Source organism: Acinetobacter sp. 789_lipA (assembly GCF_058242845.1).
The window spans coordinates 1,616,505-1,639,111 of the sequence record NZ_JBZAYS010000001.1 but is presented as its reverse complement, the minus strand read 5'-3'; the positions used below and the strand labels follow the sequence as shown (position 1 = coordinate 1,639,111).

Annotated in this window: 21 protein-coding genes; 2 read left to right on the top strand and 19 right to left on the bottom strand. The window is 44.0% G+C overall.

Annotated elements, in window-relative coordinates:
• Positions 1-71: 71 nt before the first annotated feature.
• Together AC4CUZ_RS07865 and AC4CUZ_RS07860 are read right to left on the bottom strand one after the other, a co-directional pair.
• A complete protein-coding gene (locus tag AC4CUZ_RS07865) occupies positions 72-1,094 on the bottom strand; it encodes a coiled-coil domain-containing protein (RefSeq protein ID WP_419381206.1) in 1,023 nt (340 codons plus the stop codon).
• Between the two features lie 153 nt (positions 1,095-1,247).
• Entirely contained in the window at positions 1,248-2,009 is a 762-nt protein-coding gene (locus AC4CUZ_RS07860; RefSeq protein ID WP_419381207.1) for a ferredoxin--NADP reductase, read from the bottom strand.
• An 85-nt stretch (positions 2,010-2,094) separates the two neighbouring features.
• On the opposite strand from AC4CUZ_RS07860, the gene gigC reads away from it, so the two are divergent.
• Complete coding sequence (gigC, locus tag AC4CUZ_RS07855; protein WP_004695408.1) at positions 2,095-2,973, top strand: LysR family transcriptional regulator GigC; 879 nt, start codon at positions 2,095-2,097, stop codon at positions 2,971-2,973.
• A gap of 30 nt (positions 2,974-3,003) precedes the next feature.
• Here the strand turns inward: gigC and AC4CUZ_RS07850 are convergent, their stop codons facing one another.
• The 16 genes from AC4CUZ_RS07850 to ndhC all read right to left on the bottom strand — a co-directional run bounded on the left by AC4CUZ_RS07850 (position 3,004) and on the right by ndhC (position 20,040).
• Positions 3,004-3,735: a cold shock domain-containing protein gene (locus tag AC4CUZ_RS07850; RefSeq protein ID WP_490747466.1), complete on the bottom strand. Its 732-nt coding sequence runs from the start codon at positions 3,733-3,735 to the stop codon at positions 3,004-3,006.
• A gap of 121 nt (positions 3,736-3,856) precedes the next feature.
• Positions 3,857-4,150: a cold shock domain-containing protein gene (locus AC4CUZ_RS07845; RefSeq protein WP_058870137.1), complete on the bottom strand. Its 294-nt coding sequence runs from the start codon at positions 4,148-4,150 to the stop codon at positions 3,857-3,859.
• 81 nt (positions 4,151-4,231) lie between these two features.
• A complete protein-coding gene (gene upp / locus AC4CUZ_RS07840) occupies positions 4,232-4,867 on the bottom strand; it encodes a uracil phosphoribosyltransferase (RefSeq protein ID WP_005400348.1) in 636 nt (211 codons plus the stop codon).
• A 122-nt stretch (positions 4,868-4,989) separates the two neighbouring features.
• A complete protein-coding gene (gene nuoN, locus AC4CUZ_RS07835) occupies positions 4,990-6,486 on the bottom strand; it encodes an NADH-quinone oxidoreductase subunit NuoN (RefSeq protein ID WP_005400347.1) in 1,497 nt (498 codons plus the stop codon).
• A gap of 3 nt (positions 6,487-6,489) precedes the next feature.
• Entirely contained in the window at positions 6,490-8,097 is a 1,608-nt protein-coding gene (gene nuoM, locus AC4CUZ_RS07830) for an NADH-quinone oxidoreductase subunit M (protein WP_171054233.1), read from the bottom strand.
• 7 nt (positions 8,098-8,104) lie between these two features.
• Entirely contained in the window at positions 8,105-9,994 is a 1,890-nt protein-coding gene (nuoL, locus tag AC4CUZ_RS07825; RefSeq protein WP_005400345.1) for an NADH-quinone oxidoreductase subunit L, read from the bottom strand.
• Entirely contained in the window at positions 9,991-10,299 is a 309-nt protein-coding gene (gene nuoK, locus AC4CUZ_RS07820) for an NADH-quinone oxidoreductase subunit NuoK (protein WP_004695395.1), read from the bottom strand. The genes nuoL and nuoK overlap by 4 nt, the downstream gene beginning before the upstream one ends.
• A complete protein-coding gene (gene nuoJ / locus AC4CUZ_RS07815) occupies positions 10,299-10,817 on the bottom strand; it encodes an NADH-quinone oxidoreductase subunit J (RefSeq protein WP_171054232.1) in 519 nt (172 codons plus the stop codon). The genes nuoK and nuoJ overlap by 1 nt, the downstream gene beginning before the upstream one ends.
• Positions 10,817-11,359 carry an NADH-quinone oxidoreductase subunit NuoI gene (gene nuoI / locus AC4CUZ_RS07810; protein ID WP_004651038.1) on the bottom strand — a complete coding sequence of 181 codons (543 nt, stop codon included), beginning with the start codon at positions 11,357-11,359 and terminating at the stop codon, positions 10,817-10,819. Before nuoI ends, nuoJ begins: the two co-directional genes overlap by 1 nt.
• A gap of 16 nt (positions 11,360-11,375) precedes the next feature.
• A complete protein-coding gene (gene nuoH, locus AC4CUZ_RS07805) occupies positions 11,376-12,383 on the bottom strand; it encodes an NADH-quinone oxidoreductase subunit NuoH (RefSeq protein WP_490747465.1) in 1,008 nt (335 codons plus the stop codon).
• A 3-nt stretch (positions 12,384-12,386) separates the two neighbouring features.
• Positions 12,387-15,068, bottom strand: a complete 2,682-nt coding sequence (nuoG, locus tag AC4CUZ_RS07800; protein WP_490747464.1) for an NADH-quinone oxidoreductase subunit NuoG — start codon at positions 15,066-15,068, stop codon at positions 12,387-12,389.
• A gap of 11 nt (positions 15,069-15,079) precedes the next feature.
• The gene (gene nuoF, locus AC4CUZ_RS07795) at positions 15,080-16,411 is read right to left on the bottom strand and encodes an NADH-quinone oxidoreductase subunit NuoF (RefSeq protein ID WP_078426487.1); all 1,332 of its coding nucleotides are present in this window, start codon (positions 16,409-16,411) and stop codon (positions 15,080-15,082) included.
• Positions 16,408-16,917 (bottom strand): NADH-quinone oxidoreductase subunit NuoE, encoded by a 510-nt coding sequence (gene nuoE / locus AC4CUZ_RS07790; RefSeq protein WP_004695385.1) that lies wholly within the window; start codon positions 16,915-16,917, stop codon positions 16,408-16,410. The genes nuoF and nuoE overlap by 4 nt, the downstream gene beginning before the upstream one ends.
• Positions 16,918-16,931: 14 nt before the next feature.
• The gene (gene nuoC, locus AC4CUZ_RS07785; RefSeq protein WP_419381171.1) at positions 16,932-18,719 is read right to left on the bottom strand and encodes an NADH-quinone oxidoreductase subunit C/D; all 1,788 of its coding nucleotides are present in this window, start codon (positions 18,717-18,719) and stop codon (positions 16,932-16,934) included.
• Between the two features lie 88 nt (positions 18,720-18,807).
• On the bottom strand, positions 18,808-19,485 hold the full coding sequence (locus AC4CUZ_RS07780) for a NuoB/complex I 20 kDa subunit family protein (protein ID WP_004695382.1): 678 nt from the start codon (positions 19,483-19,485) through the stop codon (positions 18,808-18,810).
• Between the two features lie 6 nt (positions 19,486-19,491).
• The gene (gene ndhC, locus AC4CUZ_RS07775; protein WP_419381170.1) at positions 19,492-20,040 is read right to left on the bottom strand and encodes an NADH-quinone oxidoreductase subunit A; all 549 of its coding nucleotides are present in this window, start codon (positions 20,038-20,040) and stop codon (positions 19,492-19,494) included.
• A gap of 491 nt (positions 20,041-20,531) precedes the next feature.
• On the opposite strand from ndhC, the gene AC4CUZ_RS07770 reads away from it, so the two are divergent.
• A complete protein-coding gene (locus tag AC4CUZ_RS07770; RefSeq protein ID WP_004695379.1) occupies positions 20,532-20,888 on the top strand; it encodes a hypothetical protein in 357 nt (118 codons plus the stop codon).
• Between the two features lie 49 nt (positions 20,889-20,937).
• Here AC4CUZ_RS07770 and bfmS read toward each other — a convergent pair whose 3' ends face one another.
• Positions 20,938-22,602 carry a sensor histidine kinase BfmS gene (bfmS, locus tag AC4CUZ_RS07765; protein ID WP_094148765.1) on the bottom strand — a complete coding sequence of 555 codons (1,665 nt, stop codon included), beginning with the start codon at positions 22,600-22,602 and terminating at the stop codon, positions 20,938-20,940.
• Positions 22,603-22,607: the final 5 nt, after the last annotated feature.

The window sequence follows — 22,607 nt, the reverse complement described above, 5'->3', positions numbered from 1 at the left end:
AATGCGATTTGACTCAATATTTTAACAGAAAGCATGCCTACGACTATTTGTTTAAAAAGTAAAATCTTATCTCATAGAACCCCATGCTCCATCAAGATCTTCATCCCACTCACCTTTTTCATATGCTTTAAACGTTCCTTTTCCCACTTCAACTGCTGTTTTAACTCGGTAGCATCCTGATCTATGACCTTATTCACATCACTCATTTTGAGCTGTTTGGTATTGATATGACTACTCAAGTGAAAAGACGCAAAGATCTCATCTAATTGACCTTGTAAACTCTGACTCTGCGCTTCCAAAGCCAACTGATAAAACTTCACTTGTTCCGAACTTAAAACCTTTGAGCTTAGGCCTTTATTGGTCTCTAGCTGTAACTGGAGTTTCAATAAATAAAATAAATCCTGCTCTGCATGGGCTTCATTGACCTTCTGCAAAAGTTCAGTCTTATCTAATTTCTTCGCTTCATTAGGCTCACGGTCAGGGTGAATCATCGCGGTAATTTTTAAATACACCGTTTTCAGTGACTGCGCTGCCATTTTGGCGGCTTGCTCGCGTTTTTCTTGTTGTTTTAACTGCTTGGCACGTTCTCGCTCTGCTTCATATTGGGCAGAATCGTATTCATAATTTTCCCAGTCTACATCCACGTTTTGTTCTACTATTTCAGCAAGGTCATGACTTTGTATTGAGTTTGCTTTGGTTTTCTTCGCGCGTATATGCTCTGCATGCTGCATATAGAAAGTATCAATTTTCTCTACCTGTTCTTTTTGCTCGGAAGTTAGCATCTGTGATTTTTTCAGCATCTTGGCTAAAGCGGCTATTTTGGTGTCAATCTGCACCAAGTCTGCTTTGCTCAAGGCATCGTGGGCTAAGTGATTCCACAAGGTATCCAGCTGTGTAAATAGAACCGTATGTAACTCGCTATACACAGGTAAAAGCTTACTGCGTGTATAGTTTTGAATGTCGGCTTGCGCATTTTTCCATGCTGCCAGTTCTTGTTTTTGTTGTTCAATACGTTCAATCAAACGATTTAATTTTTTCTGCTGCGGGCTAAGCCTCGCCTCTGGCTGAGCCGTCGTTTTTAACGCTGAAGACATAACCCACCCAACCCAGTACAAAAGAGAAATTATAGCGCGATCTTAGCGCACAAGCAGTGATCTCTCTTTAAGCCAATTTTAAAATCTGAGTGATTCAAATTTCAAATAAAAAAAGCCCATCATTCGATGAGCATTTTATTTAGATAAATAGCTTTACCAATAGTTTTCGACCGCGATATTTCCTTCACCACGGCGATTCATGGTCAGACCACGTGCTTTCAGGGCTTCTTTGGTGTCTTCAACCATTTGCGGGTTACCACACAGCATCACATGGCTGGTTTCAGGGTTCAGACTCAAACCAACTGCTTTTTCAAGCTCACCATTTTCAATCAGTACAGGTAAGCGGTCATGCAGTGGCACATGCGGATCACGCGTAATAATCGGCACAAATTTAAAGCCTGTATGCCCTTCACCAAAAGTCTCTGCAATTTCTTGAATACGTGTTGCATACGCCAGTTCGGAGGCTATACGTACACTATAGACCAGAGTAATGCTCTCGTACTTCGACCACGTCTCAAAGTCTTGTAACATTGAAATAAAAGGTGCCAGCCCTGTGCCTGTGCCCAGTAACCATAAATCTTTTGGTAACGGCAGTTGATAACGCGCCAAAGTCAAAAAGCCGTACGGGATCTTTTCGAGGTAGATCTCATCATCGACTTTTAAGTGCTGTAAATTTGAGGTAAATGTACCTTCAGGCACCACAATCGAGAAAAACTCTAAAGTTTCATCAAAGGGAGAGGACACCACCGAATACGCTCGAACCACCAATTCATCACCCACTTTGATGCCAATACGGGCAAATTGTCCTGCGGTAAACTTAAAATGTGCAGGTCGCGTCATAGTGAAGCTAAAAAGTGTATTGGTCCAACGGTGTACGGATAAAACCTTTTCTAGGCTAAATTTTTCAATTGACATGATTTCAGCGTGGCATCAAAGACGTTGCTCATGTTAGCATGACCACATAATTTGTTAATATTTTTTAAATGTTAAGGCTATATTCATGCGCATGACTTTACGCCAGTTGGCGGTTTTTGTAGCAGTTGCTCAAGAAGGCACAGTAACCAAAGCCAGTGATGCGGTTCGACTCACCCAGAGTGCTGCGAGTATGGCTTTAGCAGATCTAGAAGACGGTTTGGGAGCTCCTCTGTTTGACCGTCTAGGTAAGCGTCTTCAGCTCAATGATCTGGGTCGTTTCCTGCTGCCACAAGCTTTAGAAATTTTGGGTCGCTGTGATGCTTTCGAGCAAGCCGCTAAAGGTGAGTTACAAAGCATTGATTTGCGTTTGGGTGCAACCCTGACCATCAGTGACTACCTCATGCCTGACCTAATGGCTGATTTCTTACAAATTCAGCCTCAAGCCCATTTACAACTGCAAGTTGGTAACACCCGTCAAATGATTGAGGCGGTGAATCAGTTCCAACTGGATTTGGCCTTGATTGAAGGCTCTTGTCACTTGCCACAGCTCCAGTGTATTCACTGGCGTGACGATGAATTAGCGGTCTGCTGTGCACCAGAACATCCTTTGGCGCAGTTAAATCGCACATTAACGCCTGAAGACTTTAAATCGGTCGAGTGGATCTTGCGCGAAGAAGGTTCAGGTACACGTGAAGTATTTGATAATGCTATTTTGAAAGACTTGCCTGATGCCAATATCCGTCTGACCTTGGGTCATAATGAAGCGATTTTAAAAATCGTGGCAGGTGGTTTAGGGATGTCATGCATTTCAAAACTGGCAACGGAACCTTTGCGCGAAAAAGGCCAGTTGGTGGTACTTGATACGCCGTTCTGGTCTCTAACGCGTCCACTGTTCATGTTGGTGCATCGTCAGAAGTACCAAGGCCCAGGACTCAAAGCCTTTATGAAATTCTGCGAAAAATAAGTAAGCAAAAAGCACCCGAGGGTGCTTTTTTTATTTCCCAAATTGGCGCTCACAAGGTTCACCATCATTGTTCCCATCCATTTGGGTATTTGGACAGTTCCTTAAGAAGTATAGCGCTTCTTCATAAGAACGCATTTGAGAGCAATGGGTTCGCCCATCGCATTTAAACTGCCCTGGACTGACAGGTAAACGACCATTTTGTTTATCAATACTTTCAGTCACACGTTCAGAACGGGGTTGATTGGTCTGGTGTAGACCTGCATCTAAATTACGCTTCCCTTGCTCAGAAAGGATTTGATCGGGTAACTTTCCTAGAGCTTTACGCTGTTCTTCTACAATCTGTTGTTGCTCGAGCATCAACTGTTCAGCTTTACGCTGTTTTTCTGCACTATAACTTTGATATTTCCCATAGGTCAAAAAGCCCAATACCGCGACGATAATGATCCCAATCACGGTGATAAGGGTACTTTTATGACCTGCCTCATGGTAACGTGGTGAGGCTTGGGTACGCACTTTTTTCTTATTTGATGATGTCGTGGCTTTGCTTTCTGAGGTCAGACCAAGCCGCTGGATATTCCCAGCCTTAAACTTGCCTTGGCCTTCTACAATCATAAACTGAAGTGCTTCACCAAGCTTGGGCTCAATGTTGTGCTGTGGCAAATCTTTGATATGAAAAAACACATCATCAATATCCCCTTCCACCTCAATGAAACCAAAACCACGTGAGGTACTAAAGCTTTTGATTTTCCCTTTCAGAAACATAATCTGCTCTATTCAACTGTATTTTTCGTATTGTAATCAATAAAAAAGAGGCTAAAAAGCCTCTTTGCTTCAAAATACAAAGATTAATCTTTGCACGATTAAACTCTGAATCAACGCTAACTTAGCGTCGAAAATTAGACAATAAATCTGTGGTGATCGATTTATTATGGCTTGAGACTTTCGACTTCTTGGCTTTGGTAGAGTTATCTTCAACCCGCTCAATTTTAATCGCTTTATAGCGATCGCCATTTTCAACCACATTAAACTTCACGCGTTCATTGCGTTTCGGCTCACCTGAGTCTGCAGGAAAATCCGAGATATGAAAAAATACGTCGCCTTCAGGTGAGGAAATAAAGCCAAAACCTTTGTCAGCGTTATATTGCTTAACTTTTCCTTGATATTGCTCGGCCTTCATAAACAGATCCTAATATGTACACGCTTTGTTGTAGTATATAAAAAAGAGGCTATAAAAGCCTCTTTTTGCTGGGGCTCAATCTTAATCTTTTTGAACTGAACCAAAGATTTTGTCGCCCGCATCGCCTAGACCCGGCACGATATAACCATTGGCATTTAAGCCTTGGTCAATTGAAGCCGTGAAAATAGTGATATCTGGGTGCGCATCCAAAACACGTTTAATACCTTCAGGCGCCGCAACCAACACCATCACACGGATGTCTTTACAGCCACTTGCTTTCAATACATTAATTGCAGCAACCAATGAAGAACCCGTTGCAAGCATTGGGTCGATGATCATCGCTAAACGGTTTTGTACATCTGGAACTAACTTTTTGTAATAAGTACGTGCTTCAAGCGTTTCTTCATCACGCTCTAAACCCAATACAGAGACTTTAGCACTGGGAATCAGGTTTAAAAAACCATCTAACATGCCAATACCCGCACGTAAAATTGGTACAACCGTGATTTTTTTACCCACAATGCGATCTACTGTTACTTTACCATTCCAACCATCAATTTCATGGTCGCAAACAGGTAAATCTTTGGTCGCTTCATAGGTCAACAGCATGGTCACTTCTTGAGCCAGCTCACGGAAGTTTTTAGTGCTGATATCGGCACGACGAAGAAGACCAAGCTTATGACGAATCAGTGGATGACGAATTTCATGGATAGCCACGGGAGAGCACCTAAAAGGTAAAATAAAATTCCTTACATTATAAAGCTTTTTATCGTGCGATAAAAACAAAAAAGCCCCCAATTCATGGAGGCTTTTTTGTTAAAACGAAACGTTTTTAAAAATTAGTGCTGTTGAGAAAGCATAAAGTGGATTGGAGATAGAATCTCTGACTGAAGTGCTAACTTGATAATTGGATCTGGATAGATACCAATCACAAGCACTGCTGCCGCAGCTAAAAGCACCATAATACCACCCACTTTTTGGCCCCAATGATCCACAGCATCTACACGAGGTGCATCTGGTGGTGTCATGTACATAACAACCATCACACGGAGGTAGTAGTACAGACCAATACCAGAACCAACGATGATCATCGCAGCAAGGAACCAGTGCTGAGTCGTTACCGCAGCCATGACTACAAGGAACTTACCAATGAAGCCCGCTGTCAATGGAATACCCGCAAGCGATAGCATCATCACGGTTAATACGGCAGTCAACACTGGACGACGCCAGAATAGACCGCGGTAGTCCGCTAAACTTTCTGCTTCGTCTACGTTGTTGTATGGGCTAGACATCAATGCAACAGCACCGAACGCACCAATCGTGGTTAACACATAAGTGATCACATAGACCGATACGTTACCAAGGCTTGCATACGTCATGCTGATTAAACCAATCAACAAGTAACCAAAGTGTGCAATTGAAGAGTATGCCAAGATACGTTTCAAGTTCACTTGTTTCACTGCAAGGAAGTTACCCACCAAGATCGATAATACCGCAATCACGGTTAAGATCGTCACGATTGAGTCAACAAGAATCGCACCTGATGTTAGGATGTAACGTACAAACAAACCAATCGTCGCTACTTTTGCAGCTGTAGCAAGGAAAGTTGCGATCGGAGTTGGTGCACCTGCATAAACGTCTGGTGTCCATTTGTGGAATGGCGCTAAAGACAGTTTGAATGCCACAGCAAAAACAATCAGGCCTAAACCTAAAAGTACCATTGGCTGTTGGATGTTTTGCATTAACGCTTGAACATTGTCATAGAACGACATTGAACCTGTGTACGCGTAAATATAAGCCATACCCATCAACAACATTGCCGAAGCTGTTGCTGAAAGCACCAAGTACTTCACACCCGCTTCTAAAGACTTAGAGCGCTGGTGTGTATAGGCCAATAAGCCATATACAGGAATCGACATCAACTCAAGGCTAATGAAGAACGATGCATAGTGAGAACTTGCCACCATTAACATTGCACCAGTCACTGATGACAACATTAAGATATACAGTTCTTCACGATTATCTTTATAGCTTTCAATATAAGCATGCGACAGAGTACAGCATGCCAAAGCAGCAATTAGAATAATTACTTGGTACAGCAAGGTGAACGCATCCACCATAAACATACCCATCACGTTCGCTGGTTTAAAAGCACCACCGAACATTGTGAAGAGTACATATGCTGCTGCAAGGTTTAAGCCCACCACTGATGCTGTTGCAATTAAGTTATGGTTACGCTTAATTGCAGTAAGAATCATCACGACGATCGTTGTTAAAGCAACGATCATCACAGGAGCTAAAGGCATAAGCTCAGAAAATGACATTGTGAAGTTCATGACTTATTGCATCTCCACATTTTCGAGTTGAACAGTTGCTTGACTCGCAACGTCAACTACTTCTTGTACAGGAATGTAGCTGTTCGCTAACCACGCCATGCTTGAATTTGAAATATCAAGGAAGCTTTGTGGGTACAAACCAAGCCATAACAGACCGAAAGCACAGATTAACAAGATCACTACTTCACGCACATTTAAATCTTTCAATGGGTTGTTGTAATGCTGCTGTTGTTCTTCGTTTGGCGTACCAAACAACGCTTTGTGGATCAGAATCAAGCCATAAAGACCTGCAAATACTAAGCTTACTGCTGCAAGAATAGTAAACACTGGGAATTTTGCATAAGAACCCATCAGGATCAGGAACTCACCAATGAAGTTACCTAGACCTGGAATACCCACAAGCGCCGCCACGAAGAACATGAGGAAGAATGCAAGATATGGGAACTGACCACGCATACCGCCCATCAAACGCATATCACGTGTATGAACACGCTCGTACACTTGACCACACATAATGAACAATGCAGCAGATGACAAGCCATGTGCCAACATCATGATCATCAAACCTTGGAAGGTTAAGATGTTACCTGCGTAAATCGCAAGTAAAACAAAGCCCATGTGTGAAATTGACGTGTACGCAAGTAAACGTTTCATATCGGTTTGCTGGAAAGCACACCAAGCACCGTAGAAGATACCGATTAAACCGAAAATGATCGCGATGTCTGCAAACTGTGCAGAAGCCGCTGGGAAGAATGGAATCACAAAACGTAGTAAACCATATGCAGCGGTCTTAATTAAGATACCTGCAAGGTCAACCGAACCTGCTGTAGGTGCTTGTGCATGCGCATCTGGTAACCAGCCGTGTAATGGGAAAACTGGAAGTTTTACCGCAAAACCGACAAATAAACACAGCATGAATGCATAAGCAACGGTAGGTAATTCTTTGTCTAAAGTGTTGGCTACAGCTAATAAGTAGTTGTAATCAAAACCGATCATACCCGTCATCATGTAACCATAAACCACAAGGCCTAGGATACCGATCAACATAATAAGACCAGCGACTTGCGTATAGATAAAGAATTTGGTTGCAGCGTAAACACGTGATTTACCTTCTGCCCCTTTATGACCCCAAAGCGCGATCAAGAAGTAGATAGGTACAAGCATCATCTCCCAGAAGAAGAAGAACAAGAACATGTCAATCGCTAAGAATACACCGATCACACCACCCAAAGACCATAAAAGGTTTAAGTGGAAGAAACCAACATTCTTTTGAATTTCACCCCAAGAACAGCCGACAGCCAACACACCTAAAAGTGCCGTTAAGCCCACCATTAATAGAGATAGACCATCCACCGCTAAGTGAATGTTAATGCCTAAAGTCTGAATCCATGGCAACATGAATTCAGCAGACCACGATGGCACTTTCGCGCCAAGTTCGTAGTTAAATGTACCTGTCTGCCATAGGGCAACAGTTAAGCCCAAAGTAATGAGCATACCCACTAACGCGATATAACGCGGCAGTTTGTCGTCGAGTTTGTCGACTAACCAACAAATAAAACCAGCAATGAACGGAACTAAGATCAGCGCGGGTAGAATCCAGTTGTTTGTGATTTCCATCTTATTTCCCCACGATCTGAGTGACGATCAAGACCATTAGCAATACAAAGATACCTAATGCCATGCTTGATGCGTAATCACGCAATGAACCCGTCTGACGTGAACTTGTGAAGCTGTGACCGCCTTTTACAAGTGCAGGCAAGACTAACCACAAACGATCAATTGGATCACGACCTAAAATCTTCGCAATAAGCAAATATGGTTTCACAAAAACGATGTCATACAGCGCATCGAAGCCCAGTGCATTACGGCAAATGTTTGCAAGACCTGCACCCAATGACGTTTTAGCAAAGCCTTTCACTGCGCTATAAGCAAACGCGAATAAGACCACACCAATCACTAAACCAACCAATGCAATACCTACAGCAGTCCATTCAGCGCTATGCATGCCATGTTCTAAAGCTTCAGGAATCACAAATGCTGGAATTTTTGCTGCATTTAAAATGCTTTCCACAGGTGCTTTAAGTGCCGCACCGACGAAAGTTGAAAGTACAGCAAGAATCGCCAAAGGACCCCAGAAGGTAATGCCTTTAATCGCATGATACGGCGTATTTTCTTTACCAAAGAACACAACCCAAATGAGGCGGAATGTGTAAATCGACGTTAAGAAAGCACCAGCTACACCCACCCAATACAATGAGTTATATACTGCGATTGATTCGCCTTGTACCCAAACTGCGCCCAAGATCGCGTCTTTCGAGAAGAAGCCCACGGTGAAGTATGGAATCGCGGCCAATGCACCGCCACCAATGGCGAAACAAGCAAATAGGAATTTGTTCTTGTAGAACAAACCGCCCATCTTGAAGATGTTTTGTTCGTGGTGGTAAGCCAAAATCACTGCACCTGAAGACAAGAACAATAATGCCTTGAAGAATGCGTGAGTCAGCATGTGGAACAGGCCTGCTTGGTAAGCTTCAGCACCCACAGCCATAAACATATAACCCAGCTGACTCATCGTTGAGTAAGCCAAAATACGTTTGATGTCGGTTTGAACCAATGCAGCAAAACCAGCCACCAACAACGTTACCGCACCAGTGATTGAGATAAACATCATCACTTCAGGGGCCATTTCAAACACGGTGTACATACGGCAGCACAGGTAAACACCTGCAGTTACCATCGTTGCAGCGTGGATCAATGCAGATACAGGAGTAGGACCTGCCATTGCATCGGCCAACCATGTTTGTAATGGGATCTGTGCAGATTTACCTGCAGCACCCAAGAACAACATCAGTGCTGTCCAAATGGTTAAAGATGAACTTTGTGTCATCACTGTTGGTGCAGCTGCAACCACTTCAGCAATGTTTAAAGTACCGAACTGTTGGTAAATTAAGAACAAAGCGATCAGTAAGAAAACGTCACCGACACGTGTTACGGTAAATGCTTTAATTGCTGCAAAACCATTTGCAGGGTTTTGGTAGTAGTAACCAATCAGCAAGTAAGAGCATAGACCTACGCCTTCCCAACCTAAGAACAATAACGCTAAGTTATCGCCCAATACGAGCAGCAACATGCTGGCAACGAACAGGTTGAAATAAGAGAAGAAACGCGCGAAGTCTTCTTCACCACGCATGTACCAAGATGCAAAGATGTGAATCAGGAAACCCACACCCGTCACCATACCCATCATGAGCAGTGATAGACCGTCAAGATGTAAGCTAATGCCTGGGCTTAGGTTACCTACATTGAACCATGTCCAAAGATGTTGAACATAGGTCACTTTGCCATTGTTAACAAAGTCTAAACCAGCGATCAAAGCAACCAATGCAGAAAGGCCAACCGCCCCCACACCAATAATAGCAGCGACATTTTCAGGAAGCTTGTTGCGACCTGCCGCTAAAAGGACAAAACCAATGAGCGGGAATAATACTGTTAAATATAAAAAACTCATCCGCGCATCTCACTAGCAGCATCCACATCCAAGTGATGGAAGCGATGGTAGAACTGAAGGACGATCGCAAGACCAATACAAGCCTCTGCCGCAGCAAGCGTTAAGATCAGAATAAACATGATTTGTCCGTCTGGTTGTACCCATGCACTACCAGCCAAAACAAACGCAAGCGCAGCTGCGTTCATCATGATTTCAAGGCTCATTAACATAAATAATAGATTGCGTCGCACCATCACACCGTAAAAACCCAGTGCAAAAAGAATGGTTGCAACAATCAAACCATGTTCTAAAGGGATGTTGCCCATTATTGTTTGTCCTCTTCTGCACCTGGTTCACGTTTGCCAAGATGGAATGCTGCAACCAACGCAGCAAGCAATAACATGGCAGCAACTTCAACCAATAATAAATAGTGAGTAAAGAGTGCTTGGCCAACGGCTTTTGGACCCACAACTTCGGTACCCATAACAGGGCCAGCCACTGTGTAGTCAGAGCCGAGCATCCACACCAACACCAAGCCCATTAAGAAGCTCATGAGTGCTGGATATGCCCAAGCAGACGATGTTAACCATTTACGTTCTTGTTCAACGGTGTGTTGACCAAGGTTTAACATCATCACTACGAATACGAATAACACCATGATCGCGCCTGCATAGACGATGATCTCAAGCGCGCCAGCAAATGGCGCACCTACGATCATAAACATGCCTGCAACCGCAAGAAGTGACACGATCAAGCTTAATAAAGCGTGTACAGGATTCGCGTTGGTCACAACACGAATCGTAGAAACGATGGCCACAAGTGCCATCAAATAAAATGGCCACATCATGGTAATAAGCTCCGTACATCAACTGGTGCGCTTTCACGCTGCGCTTGACCTTTGTCTTTTCCAGTTACAGCCATACCTGTTACACGGTAGAAGTTGTAGTCTGGGTATTTACCAGGACCTGAAATGAGTAAGTTTTCTTTCTCATATACCAAGTCTTGACGAACGTATTCACCCAACTCGAAATCTGGAGTCATTTGAATTGCAGTCGTCGGACATGCTTCTTCACACATACCGCAGAAAATACAGCGTGAGAAGTTGATACGGAAAAACTCCGGATACCAACGACCATCTTCTTTTTCTGCTTTTTGTAGTGAAATACAGCCAACAGGACATGCAACTGCACATAAGTTACACGCAACACAACGTTCTTCACCATCTGGGTCACGTGTTAACACGATACGACCACGGAAACGTGGTGGAACAATTTGTTCGGCTGGCACTTCTGGGTAAAGAATGGTGTCACGTTTACGTGTCACGTGTGAGAAAACCATCCACAGTGAACGTACGATTGACCCGAACCCAGCTAGAATTTTATACATTTTATTCTCCCTGCCCTTACCACAGAATCACTGCGCCAGTAACTAATAAGTTAACTAACGCTAATGGTAAGCAAATCTTCCAACCAAAGTTCATCACTTGGTCATAACGCGGACGCATAAGTGAACCACGAGCCAAGACAAACATCATCACAAAGAATGCTGTTTTGATAATGAACCAGAATACGGGTGGAATGAACGGAATATCGATGTTAAATGGCGCTAACCAACCACCGAAGAATAGCGTGACGATCAATGCAGAGATCAGAACTACGTTGACGTATTCCGCAACGAAGAACATCCCCCATTTCATACCGCCGTACTCGACGTGGTAACCTTCCGCCAATTCTTGTTCTGCTTCTGGTTGGTCAAATGGGTGACGGTGAGTGACCGCAACACCTGCAACCACGAAGATTAAGAAACCTAAGAACTGTGGGACGACAAACCATACATCTTTTTGTGCTTCTACAATTTCACGCATGTTGAATGAGCCTGCAATTGCAACCACACCCATCAATGAAATACCCAAGAACACTTCATACGAAATGGTTTGAGCTGCAGAGCGTAGACCACCAAGCAATGCATATTTGTTGTTTGATGACCAACCACCAAACAATACGGCATAGACTGCAATACCTGCCATTGCCATAAAGAACAATAGACCGATGCTCATGTCTGCAACACCTAAGTATGGTGATACAGGAATAACCATGAACGACATCACCGCTGTTGCCATGGCAACAGCAGGAGCTAAACGGAAAGTCAATTTGTCAGCAAACTTTGGTGTCCAGTCTTCTTTGAACATGATTTTCAACATGTCAGCAACGATCTGGAACATTCCCCCAGGACCTACACGGTTCGGACCATAACGGTCTTGCCATAAGCCCAGTAAACGACGCTCAATAAAAGACATCAACGCAGCGATGAGTACTACAACGAGTAAAATCACAATCGCTTGAATGACTGAGTAGGCAATTGGCCAGTTCTCAGCCCAAAGCGGCGTTTGACGGATTAATTCTTGTTGCATGAATTACGCTCCTACCGCGACTGATACAGGCTCAGCAAGTGAAACCGTAGGTGCAAGACCAACTGGATAACCAATATAACCTGTAGGTAAATAATCAATCACTTGAACTGGAAGTACGATCGAAGTCTCACCTGATTTCACAGTGATTTTTTGACCATCTTGAACATTCAAACGAGTTGCATCTTGCTCACCCACTGCAAAGACCGCTTCAGGAATACGCGATTCCATCGCAGGTGTTTTCACAGTAAATTCACCAGAAGCAAAAATGTGATGCATCGGCACTAAACGGAAGCTTTCAGGGTTTGCAACCACAACCGCTGGAGCAACGAAAGTACGTGCTGGGCGCTTCGCTAAACGATCGAATAAACGCACACCCGAATCACCACCTTTTAAGTGACCACCCACGTTATCTTGGAATTTATTCCAAGCTTGCGGTGAGTTCCAACCTGCTGACCATGCAAATGGTACCAGTGGAGACGGCGTCTGGTTCCCGACATAACCTTCCATAGAGAAGGTTAATGCCGAGTCGATATCTGTCGGTTGTTTCGGCTCATGCACGTTCAATGGTGCACGCATAGAGGTACGACCAGAGTAACGACGCGGTTCACGCGCAACTTTCAAACCATGGACACGGAAGCCCGCATCTGGAGCCACATCTTGAATCGCAGCAAGTGCAGGTACGTTTTTCGCAACTGACTCGATGACATCGTCAAGCAAGGTCCAAGAAATCGCTTTGCCCTTCACGCCGGTTTCAATGGCATGTAACCAGCGCCAAGATTCTTTGATCGCCAGTTCAGGTTTGTAGTAGCTAGGGTCATACACTTGGTAGAACCGTTGTGCACGGCCTTCTTGAGAGACAACCGTACCATCACCTTCAGCAAATGACGCAGCAGAAAGTACGATATCCGCTTTCTTCACAGTTTCAGTTTCAGAGTGATCTAGAACAATCACGTTTTTACCAGAAAGTGCTGCTTCAACTTGTACCGCTGGCAAACGACGGAATAGATCATTTTCAACGATCACAACCGTGTCATAATCTTGTGCAAATGCTTGCTCTAAGCTTTGTCCACCGAAGATTGCTAAGCCCATAGAGTTCACTTCAGGAACCGTTAAGCTTAAGCCAGCATTTCCACCAAGGTTTTGCGCAACTTGTGCAGCAGCTTCCATGATTGATGCGTCTTGTAAACTTGTACCTGAAATGATCAGTGGTTTCTTCGCCGCTTTCAATGTATCTGCAATGTTCTGAGCAAATGCTTTCGCATCATCCGCTAGACCAAGAATTGCATCACCTTTTACAGCCGAAGCAACGGCAAAACCTAAACGAGCGATATCGTTTGGAGAAGCAACCACTTCACCTGCAGCAACATCAGCTAAGCGTGTTTGCGTTGCCGCAAGGATGAAAATCGGTGATTTCGCATCTTGAGCAATACGTTGTAACGGTTCTGCTAACCAGTCTTGGGTACGACGTTCCGCAGCCATTTCTTTGGCTTTGTTTTTCGCCGCTTGACGAACAGACAACGCCATACGTGGCGCAGTTTGCGTTAAATCTTCACCCAAAATGAGCACAGCATCATAGCTTTCGATTTCACGCATACCTGGGTTATATACACCTTCGGTTTGCATGATCGATGCAGCCAATTCAACCAAGTTTTGCTCTTTTTGAGACATACCTGTTGAATAGTTCTCTTGACCAACTAATTCGCGAAGCGCGAAGTTCGACTCAAGTGATGCACGTGGAGAACCAATACCCAAAACTTTTTTGCCTTGGATATTTGCAATCACGGTATCTAATGCCTGATCTACAGAAACTGTAGTTGCTTCAGCACCATCACGGAACTGCGGTTGACGTGGACGATCTGCACGGTTCACATAACCTGTACCAAAACGACCTTTATCACAAAGGAAGTATTGGTTCACTTCACCGTTGAAACGGTTTTCGACACGACGAAGTTCGCCATAACGCTCACCCGGAGAGATATTACAACCCGAAGAACAGCCTTGGCATACGCTTGGCGCATACTGCATGTCCCACTTACGGTTATAGCGTTCTGAGTGAGTTTTGTCGGTGAATACACCTGTAGGACATACTTCAGTCAAGTTACCTGAAAATTCAGACTCTAAAGTGCCTGACTCAGGACGACCAAAGTAAACGCGTGACGCGCTTGCATACACACCAAAATCTGTACCACCCGCATAGTCGTTGTAGTAACGAACACAACGGTAACATGCAATACAACGGTTCATTTCATGTGAAATGAATGAGCCCAGCTCTTGGTTGTAGTGTGTACGTTTAGTGAAACGGTAACGACGACGGTCGTGTTGAGTCATCACTGTCATATCTTGTAAATGACAGTGCCCACCTTCTTCACAGACTGGACAGTCGTGTGGGTGGTTCGTCATCAAGAACTCAACAATTGACGCACGGAAGTCTTTCGCTTCTTTGTCTTCAATCGAGATGTAGGTATTGTCAGATGCAGGCGTCATACATGACATGACTAAACGACCACGCGTATCTTCAGGATTCGCGTATTGAGTCACGGCACATTGACGGCAAGAACCGACAGAACCTAAGGATGGATGCCAACAAAAGTACGGGATATCAATACCCAAAGACAAACATGCTTGCAGCAAGTTCTCTGAGCCATTGACTTCGTACGATTTGCCATCGACATGAATTGTAGCCATAGTCGAATTCCTTAAGCTTGTTCTACGTTGCTAGTTTGCGCAGCAGCATTCACTACTTTTGCTTCAAACTCGCCACGGAAATATTTGAGTGCACCCATCAACGGTTCCATTGCACCTGGAGCATGCGCACAGAAAGTCTTACCAATCCAAAGCTTACGAGTAAGTTCTTGTAAGTGATCGATATCTTCTTTCTTACCTGTGCCATCTTCCAGTGCTTTCAGTGCTTTCACCGCCCACGGTAAACCATCACGACAAGGCGTACAGAAACCACATGACTCACGTGCAAAGAATTCTTCTAAGTTACGTGTCGCTGAAACCATACATTGCGTTTCATCCACCACCATCAGCAAACACGTACCTAAACGTGAACCTGCTTTCATGATGCTCTCAGCATCCATCGGTAGATCAATGTGTTCAGCAGCCAAGAAGTCTGTAGACGCACCACCCGGTAACCATGCTTTAAGCTTCAAGCCATCACGCATACCGCCCGCATAGTCTTCAATGACTTCACGCGCAGTTGTACCAAATGGAAGCTCCCAAAGACCAGGGAATTTCACCTTGCCAGATGCACCATAAATTTTTGTGCCTGGATCTTTCGACTTACCCGCAGATAAGCCGATATACCATTCAGGACCACGTAACATGATTGCTGGTAGGTTATTGTAGGTCTCTACGTTGTTAACAATGGTAGGACGACCCCAAGCACCTGCAACTTGTGGGAATGGTGGTTTCGTACGTGGGTTTGCACGGCGACCTTCAAGCGAGTTGATCAATGCAGTTTCTTCACCACAAATATAACGACCCGCACCGGTGTGCACATGCAACTCGAAGCTCCAGTCAGTTCCAAGGATATTCTCACCCAAGTAACCTTTGGCACGAACTTGCTCAAGCGCTTCATTTAAGTAAGCAGCTGCTTCAATGTACTCACCACGAATGAAGATATAACCATGAGTTGCTTCTAGCGTATACGCTGCAATCAACATCCCTTCAATCAATTGGTGAGGAAGTTTTTCCATCAACAAACGGTCTTTAAAGGTCCCTGGTTCCATCTCATCGGCATTACAAATCAGGTAACGTGGACCTGAGTTGTCATTTGGCGCCATCAAAGACCATTTGATCCCTGCTGGGAAGCCAGCACCACCACGGCCTTTTACGGTCGCAGCTTTAATCACTTCAAGCACATCTTTCGGCGGCATGGTGATTGCTTTTTTCAGACCCGCGTAACCTTCGAGCGCTTCGTAATCATCGGCATTACGAACGTGCTCTTGTTTACTCAAACGCCAAGTTAATGGATGCGTTTCTGGGTTACCTTCGCCATAAATTGGTTTTGGTTCGGTATTCATACATACTTCTCCAATAACTGTTTCACTGAAGAAACTTCAACCAAACCGTGAGTGTCTTCATTCACCATTAAGGTTGGGCCTTTGTCACAGTTACCTAAGCAGCAAATCGGCAGCAAAGTAAAACGACCATCAGCAGTCGTTTGACCAAACTGAATGCCTAACTCGCGCTGAAAAGCTTCTGCTAAAGTTTCCGCACCCATCAAGAAGCACGCGATCGAGTCACAAAGTAAAATGACGTTACGACCCACGGGTTGACGGTAAATACGGTTATAGAAAGTTGCAACACCTTCCAAATCAGCAACACTGATTGTCAATAACTGAGCAATGGCGTTTAGCTGCGCGTCATCTACCCAACCATTACGGCGTTGTACACACTTCAAAGCATCCAAAGATGCTGCGCGTGGGTACGGGTAGTGACCAATGTGATGTTCAATTTCGTGGATTTCGTCCGTAGTCAAAATCCCTTCAACATTCACGCGTGGCTTTTTATCAGTCAAAATCATCATAATGCGTTTACCCCTTAGCGATCCACGTCAGCCATAACGACGTCAATAGTCGCTAAATAAATGATCAAGTCAGACATTAAGCTGCCGTTAATAACAGAAGGCATTTGCTGTAAATGCGTGAAGGTCGGTGTACGAATACGGGTACGATAACTCATGGTTGACTTGTCTGAAGTCAAGTAGTAATTCGACGCACCTTTTACCACTTCCGCCATCACAGATGCTTCACCTGCAGGCATGACTGGACCCCAAGATACGCTTAAGAAGTGCGTAATCAAGGTTTCAATGTCTTGTAAAGTCTTGTCTTTTGGTGGTGGAACAGCCAATGGATGATCTGCTTTGTACGCACCTGAAGGCATGTTGTCTAAACATTGCTTCACGATTTTGAGTGATTCTTCAATTTCACGGAAGTGAACCATCACACGTGCATAAGCATCTCCTTCGTACTCAAGTGGCACATCGAAGTCGTAGTTTTCATAGCCACTGTACGGGCGATATTTACGAACGTCGAAATCAATACCTGTTGCACGCAGACCTGTACCAGTCACGCCCCAAGCCAATGCAGATTTTGCATCATATTGAGCTACGTTACGGGTACGACCAATAAATACTGAGTTGCGTAATGCAGCGGTGTAGTATTCATTCATACGCTTCGGCATCCAATCTAGGATTTCACGAATCAGATGCTGCCAGTTGTTTGGCAAGTCATGCGCTGTACCACCGATACGGAACCATGCTGGGTGCATACGGTAACCAGTGATTGCTTCAATCGCGTCATAGATTTTTTGACGATCCGCAAACATGTAGAAGACTGGCGTCATACCGCCGGCATCTTGAATCGCAGTACCGATATACAATAAGTGGTTATTGATACGGAACAATTCAGACATCATGACACGGATACATTGCGCGCGGTCAGGTACAGTAATACCCGCCATTTGCTCCACACCCATCACATAAGGCATGTTTTGCGCACAACCACCTAAGTAGTCGACACGGTCGGTATAAGGAATGAATGAATGCCAAGTTTGACGTTCAGCCATCTTTTCCACACCACGGTGGTGATAACCGATATCAGGCACACAGTCTTTCACTTCTTCACCATCCAACTGCAAGATTACACGGAAAGCACCGTGCGCAGATGGGTGGTTCGGACCTAAGTTCAAGAACATGAAGTCTTCGTCGTCATTACCGCGCTTCATACCCCAATCTTCAGGTACGAAACGAAGGTGTTCCTGTTCGTAATCCTGCTTCGCTTGGTTCTGCATATACGGTGTATATTCAGTGGCACGTGCAGAGTACTCTTTACGAAGTGGGTGACCTTCCCAATAGGTTGGCAACAAAATACGACGGAGCATTGGATGCCCTTCGAAATTGATCCCGAACATATCGTAAGCTTCACGTTCGTACCAGTTGGCATTTGGCCAAATATTGGTTGCAGTTGGAAGATTTACATCATTTTCACTCAATGCAACTTTGATACGAATATCACTATTACGCTCAAGCGATAATAAGTGATAGAACACAGTAAAGTCAGACGCAGGCAAACCGTCGCGGTGTGTACGTAAACGTTCATCTACCGCAGACAAGTCAAACAACATCACGTATGGACGTGACACTGTACGCAAGAACATTAAAACTTCTTGTACGCGCGCGCGCTCAACCCAGACTGTTGGAAAGTCTTCAAAAGTCGTTTGCACATAGAAGTTCTCGCCAAATTTGGTTTTGAGCTCTTCTACAATTGCAAATGCTGGGCGTGAATCAACTTGCGCTGACTCTGGCATAGCGTTTTCAGTTTCAGCCATTGGCTTGGCTTCCTATTTAATACAAATTCATTCAACCTAAACAACAACTACACCCAGACCGGGTGCATCAAAACAACTGTCGTTTAAATTATTTAATTTCATCCATAGAGCGTAAGTTTTTCACTGCAATACGTTCAGCATTCTTACGGTCACGTTCTGGCATCATCTTTGGCTTATACACTGGCTTAAGATCATCACCAATCACGGCAGAAAGTGGACGGCGCTCTAATTGAATTTGGTCTTGTAACAACATTAATGCTTGGATTAATGCTTCTGGACGGGGTGGGCAACCCGGAATGTACACATCCACAGGAATGATTTTATCCACACCTTGCACAACTGAATAAATGTCGTACATACCACCTGAGTTTGCACAGGCGCCCATTGAGATGACCCATTTAGGCTCAAGCATTTGCTCGTACAAACGCTGAATTACAGGTGCCATTTTTACAAAACACGTACCCGCAACAATCATCAAGTCAGCCTGACGAGGTGAAGCACGGATTACTTCGGCACCGAAACGTGACAAGTCATGCACGCCTGTTAAAGTCGTTGCATACTCTACGTAGCAGCAAGATGTACCAAAGTTAAACGGCCAAACTGAGTTCTTACGACCCCAGTTCACTGCTGTATGTGCCACGTCCTCTAAACGAGTCATGAACACATTTTTATTCACTTCTTCTTCAAGCGGATCCGTTACGATTTGACGCTCTTGAAGTGGATATTGATCAGCATCCGGATTCGCACGGGTTAATGTATATTTCATCCCGAGTTACTCCTTATCAGACGATTTAGCCGGTGACTTATCTTTCACACGACCAGATGATTGAGCTGGGATTTGACCTGTAGGGTCCATAACCAACTCTTCAATTGAATTAAAGCGAGTAATATCCGCAAGATTCATATTTGGCGAACCAATTTTCAATGGTATACCGGCTGATTTGCGACGATCTACAGGTGCCCAATTTAAAGCACCGACAGAAATTGCGTAAATCAAAGCAATCAATAAGTCGACAACAAAAATCACCACAGTGGTAAAACCAAACCAACCGACTTCACGAACCGATGTTGCCCATGCGTAAAGATAAAGTGCTTCTAGGTCGAAGACTACAAAGAAAATTGCAACTAAATAGAATTTAGCAGACAAGCGGATGCGTGCTCCACCAGCACCTACCACACCTGACTCAAATTGCTCTTGCTTGGCACGGCCCCATGACTTACCCCCAAGGAGTAAAGGAACTGTGAGCATAAAGACGCAAAGAAATGTAACGCCGATCACGAAGGCAATAATTGCCCAATCGTATGGAGTAATGGCACTCATGCGGGGATAACTCCTGGCAGGCCTAATTTATTAACAAAGAATGCATGTATTGGCCTTCAAATACACCAAACACAAAATTAATCCCGCCAATTGTACCCGATTGCTGACGTAAGTTGCTAGCTTATAGACCTTCGTCTTTAGGATGATTTCTCTTCGTTTTTTGAGATTTTTTCGATGAAAGCCCTTTTATTTCGAAACCAATCGTTTTATCTAATAAAACACTACTATTCTATTATTTTTCCAAATTTTGACATTCAAACAAAGCCTATAAAGCATTTTTCAGCCTCATTCCGATAACAATCACACAATCAGCGGTTTAAAAAACTCAGCTCATCAACCGCAGCATTTTGCTTATTTTAAAAGTACAAAAGTAGATTAAGTCACTCATATTTTTTGTATTTTTTTGCAAATCACTCCAATCAATTAATGCACTTGGCTTTTTCTTGTGCTATTGATATAGACAACCAACAACAAAGAATAAGGAGCACCACATGAGTCTGGAATTCACCCATAAACCTAACTATTTTTTATTTGCCCAGTTGCTTATTCGCCATGTTGAAACTTATGTTCGTAAACACCCTGATGCTAATAACGCCATCTTTGATTTACGCGACATTTATGAACTTTTTCGCCAAGACAAAGCTTCAGCCACCACCAACCTTGATGGCATTATGAATATTGTGGATGAATATAAAATTGAAACGATTAATGGTGATCAGAAGCTCATTAGCCGTTATGGCATAGATACGCAAAATAACTCATTATTGATTGACTTTAATGCAGATGCGCTTGAAAGCCTAAAACAAGGCAAACAGATTATTTCTCCCGATGCCAGCATCCAAGAATAAGTCAGCATAGAAAATTAAAAAGCACCGAAATTCGGTGCTTTTTTAATGCTTAGCTTTTTGAGTCTGTATTATCTTTAACACTATACTTCTTTTTAGACTTACTAAAGCGATGTGCCGGCCATGTCATGGTAAAACGTGCACCACCGAGACTTGGACTCTGATCCACCTTAACACTACCACCGAACCAATAGGCAATTCGGCTCACAATCGACAAACCTAAACCATAGCCACCCGATGCTCGAGTCCGACTATCATCCAAACGTGCGAATGCTTCAAAAACGCGCTCTCGCTCGTCTTCTGGAATACCTGGCCCATCATCTTCAACACAAACATAGGCCATACCGCTGTCATTAATACCACCACTGACCAGCACCTGATGGTCGCCATAACGAACCGCATTACCAACCAAGTTCTGTACCACACGGTGTAAATAACGACGCTCAGCCTCAACCGTTAAGGTTAATGGCGGGGCATTTAAATGAATTTCTTTCTGGGTTTTTAGTGCTTCAGTCTCCACCACCACCTGATCTAAGACTTCAAACAATACAATGTTTTCAATATCGAGTGATGGTGTGCCCTGCTCTAACTTTGCGTAGGTCATGATTTCATCAATTAAGGTATTTAAAGCCTCAATGTCTTTATCAATCATATCGACTTGCTGAAGACGGTATTCATAATCATCTTCTTCAGCCAGCATTTCCATACCAAAACGAATCCGAGCAACAGGCGTACGAAGCTCATGTGATACCGCACGCATCAGTTCACGCTGTGCCTCGATGAGTCGCTGAATATGGTCTGACATGCTGTTATAGCTATTGGCTAGACTGGCCATTTCATCCGTGCCATCGACAGGCAAACGCAGGGTCATGTCACCTGCTTTCATACGGTTTAAACCGTAATTAACCTCGCGCAGTTTACGCTGCATCGGTACAAGCAAGCCATACACCCCTAAACTCAGCACAAACAAGCTAAGCAAGGTAATCCCTGCTGCGAGCTGAAACGGCATCCAATTGAAAATAGGCACAGGCCCCAATACCAAAACCTTGCTCGGTGAACTTGGTAAAGGTGGAGACACAATAGAAATGGTGGTGCCACGCACAGAAGCACTATCACGATATAAGATCACGCTATGATCTAAACGCAAACGACCAATCTGCTCCGACTCTAAAGCCAGATTTTGTACTTCTTCAATTTGTACAGGATAAGAGAAATGTTTCTGTACTTTTTCCAAGTACTCTTCTTCTTGGCCTGGGTAATACACCAGATAATCTAGGATAAAAATCGGGAGTGCTTTCATTTGCAGCTCACCAATTTTATCTACTTTAATATACAGTAAATGATTCGGATCATCTTTTAGACCAATGATCAAGTACGCCACTTGCGTTTGCGCATCATAACGCACAGCCGCTTTACGCTCACTGATCCGCTTTAATTCTGCACGACTCAAATCAACCTTATCGGCTGGGATCATATTAATCGGTAATTCAAGCAAATCCGAAGCATCTGAAATCCAGTCTGCTTTTTGCTGTGCATTGGTCTGACGGGATACACCTTCACTAATAATAAAGGAAATCCCGTCCGTCAAAGACTCGCGATATTCTTGCACTCGCTGATAGTTAATAATTTGTACAAGCAAATATCCCATGAGGGCAACAATAGCGACCAGCACCACCAGCCCAGCATAGATACGCAAGAATATACTGTGTTTGAACACTAAAA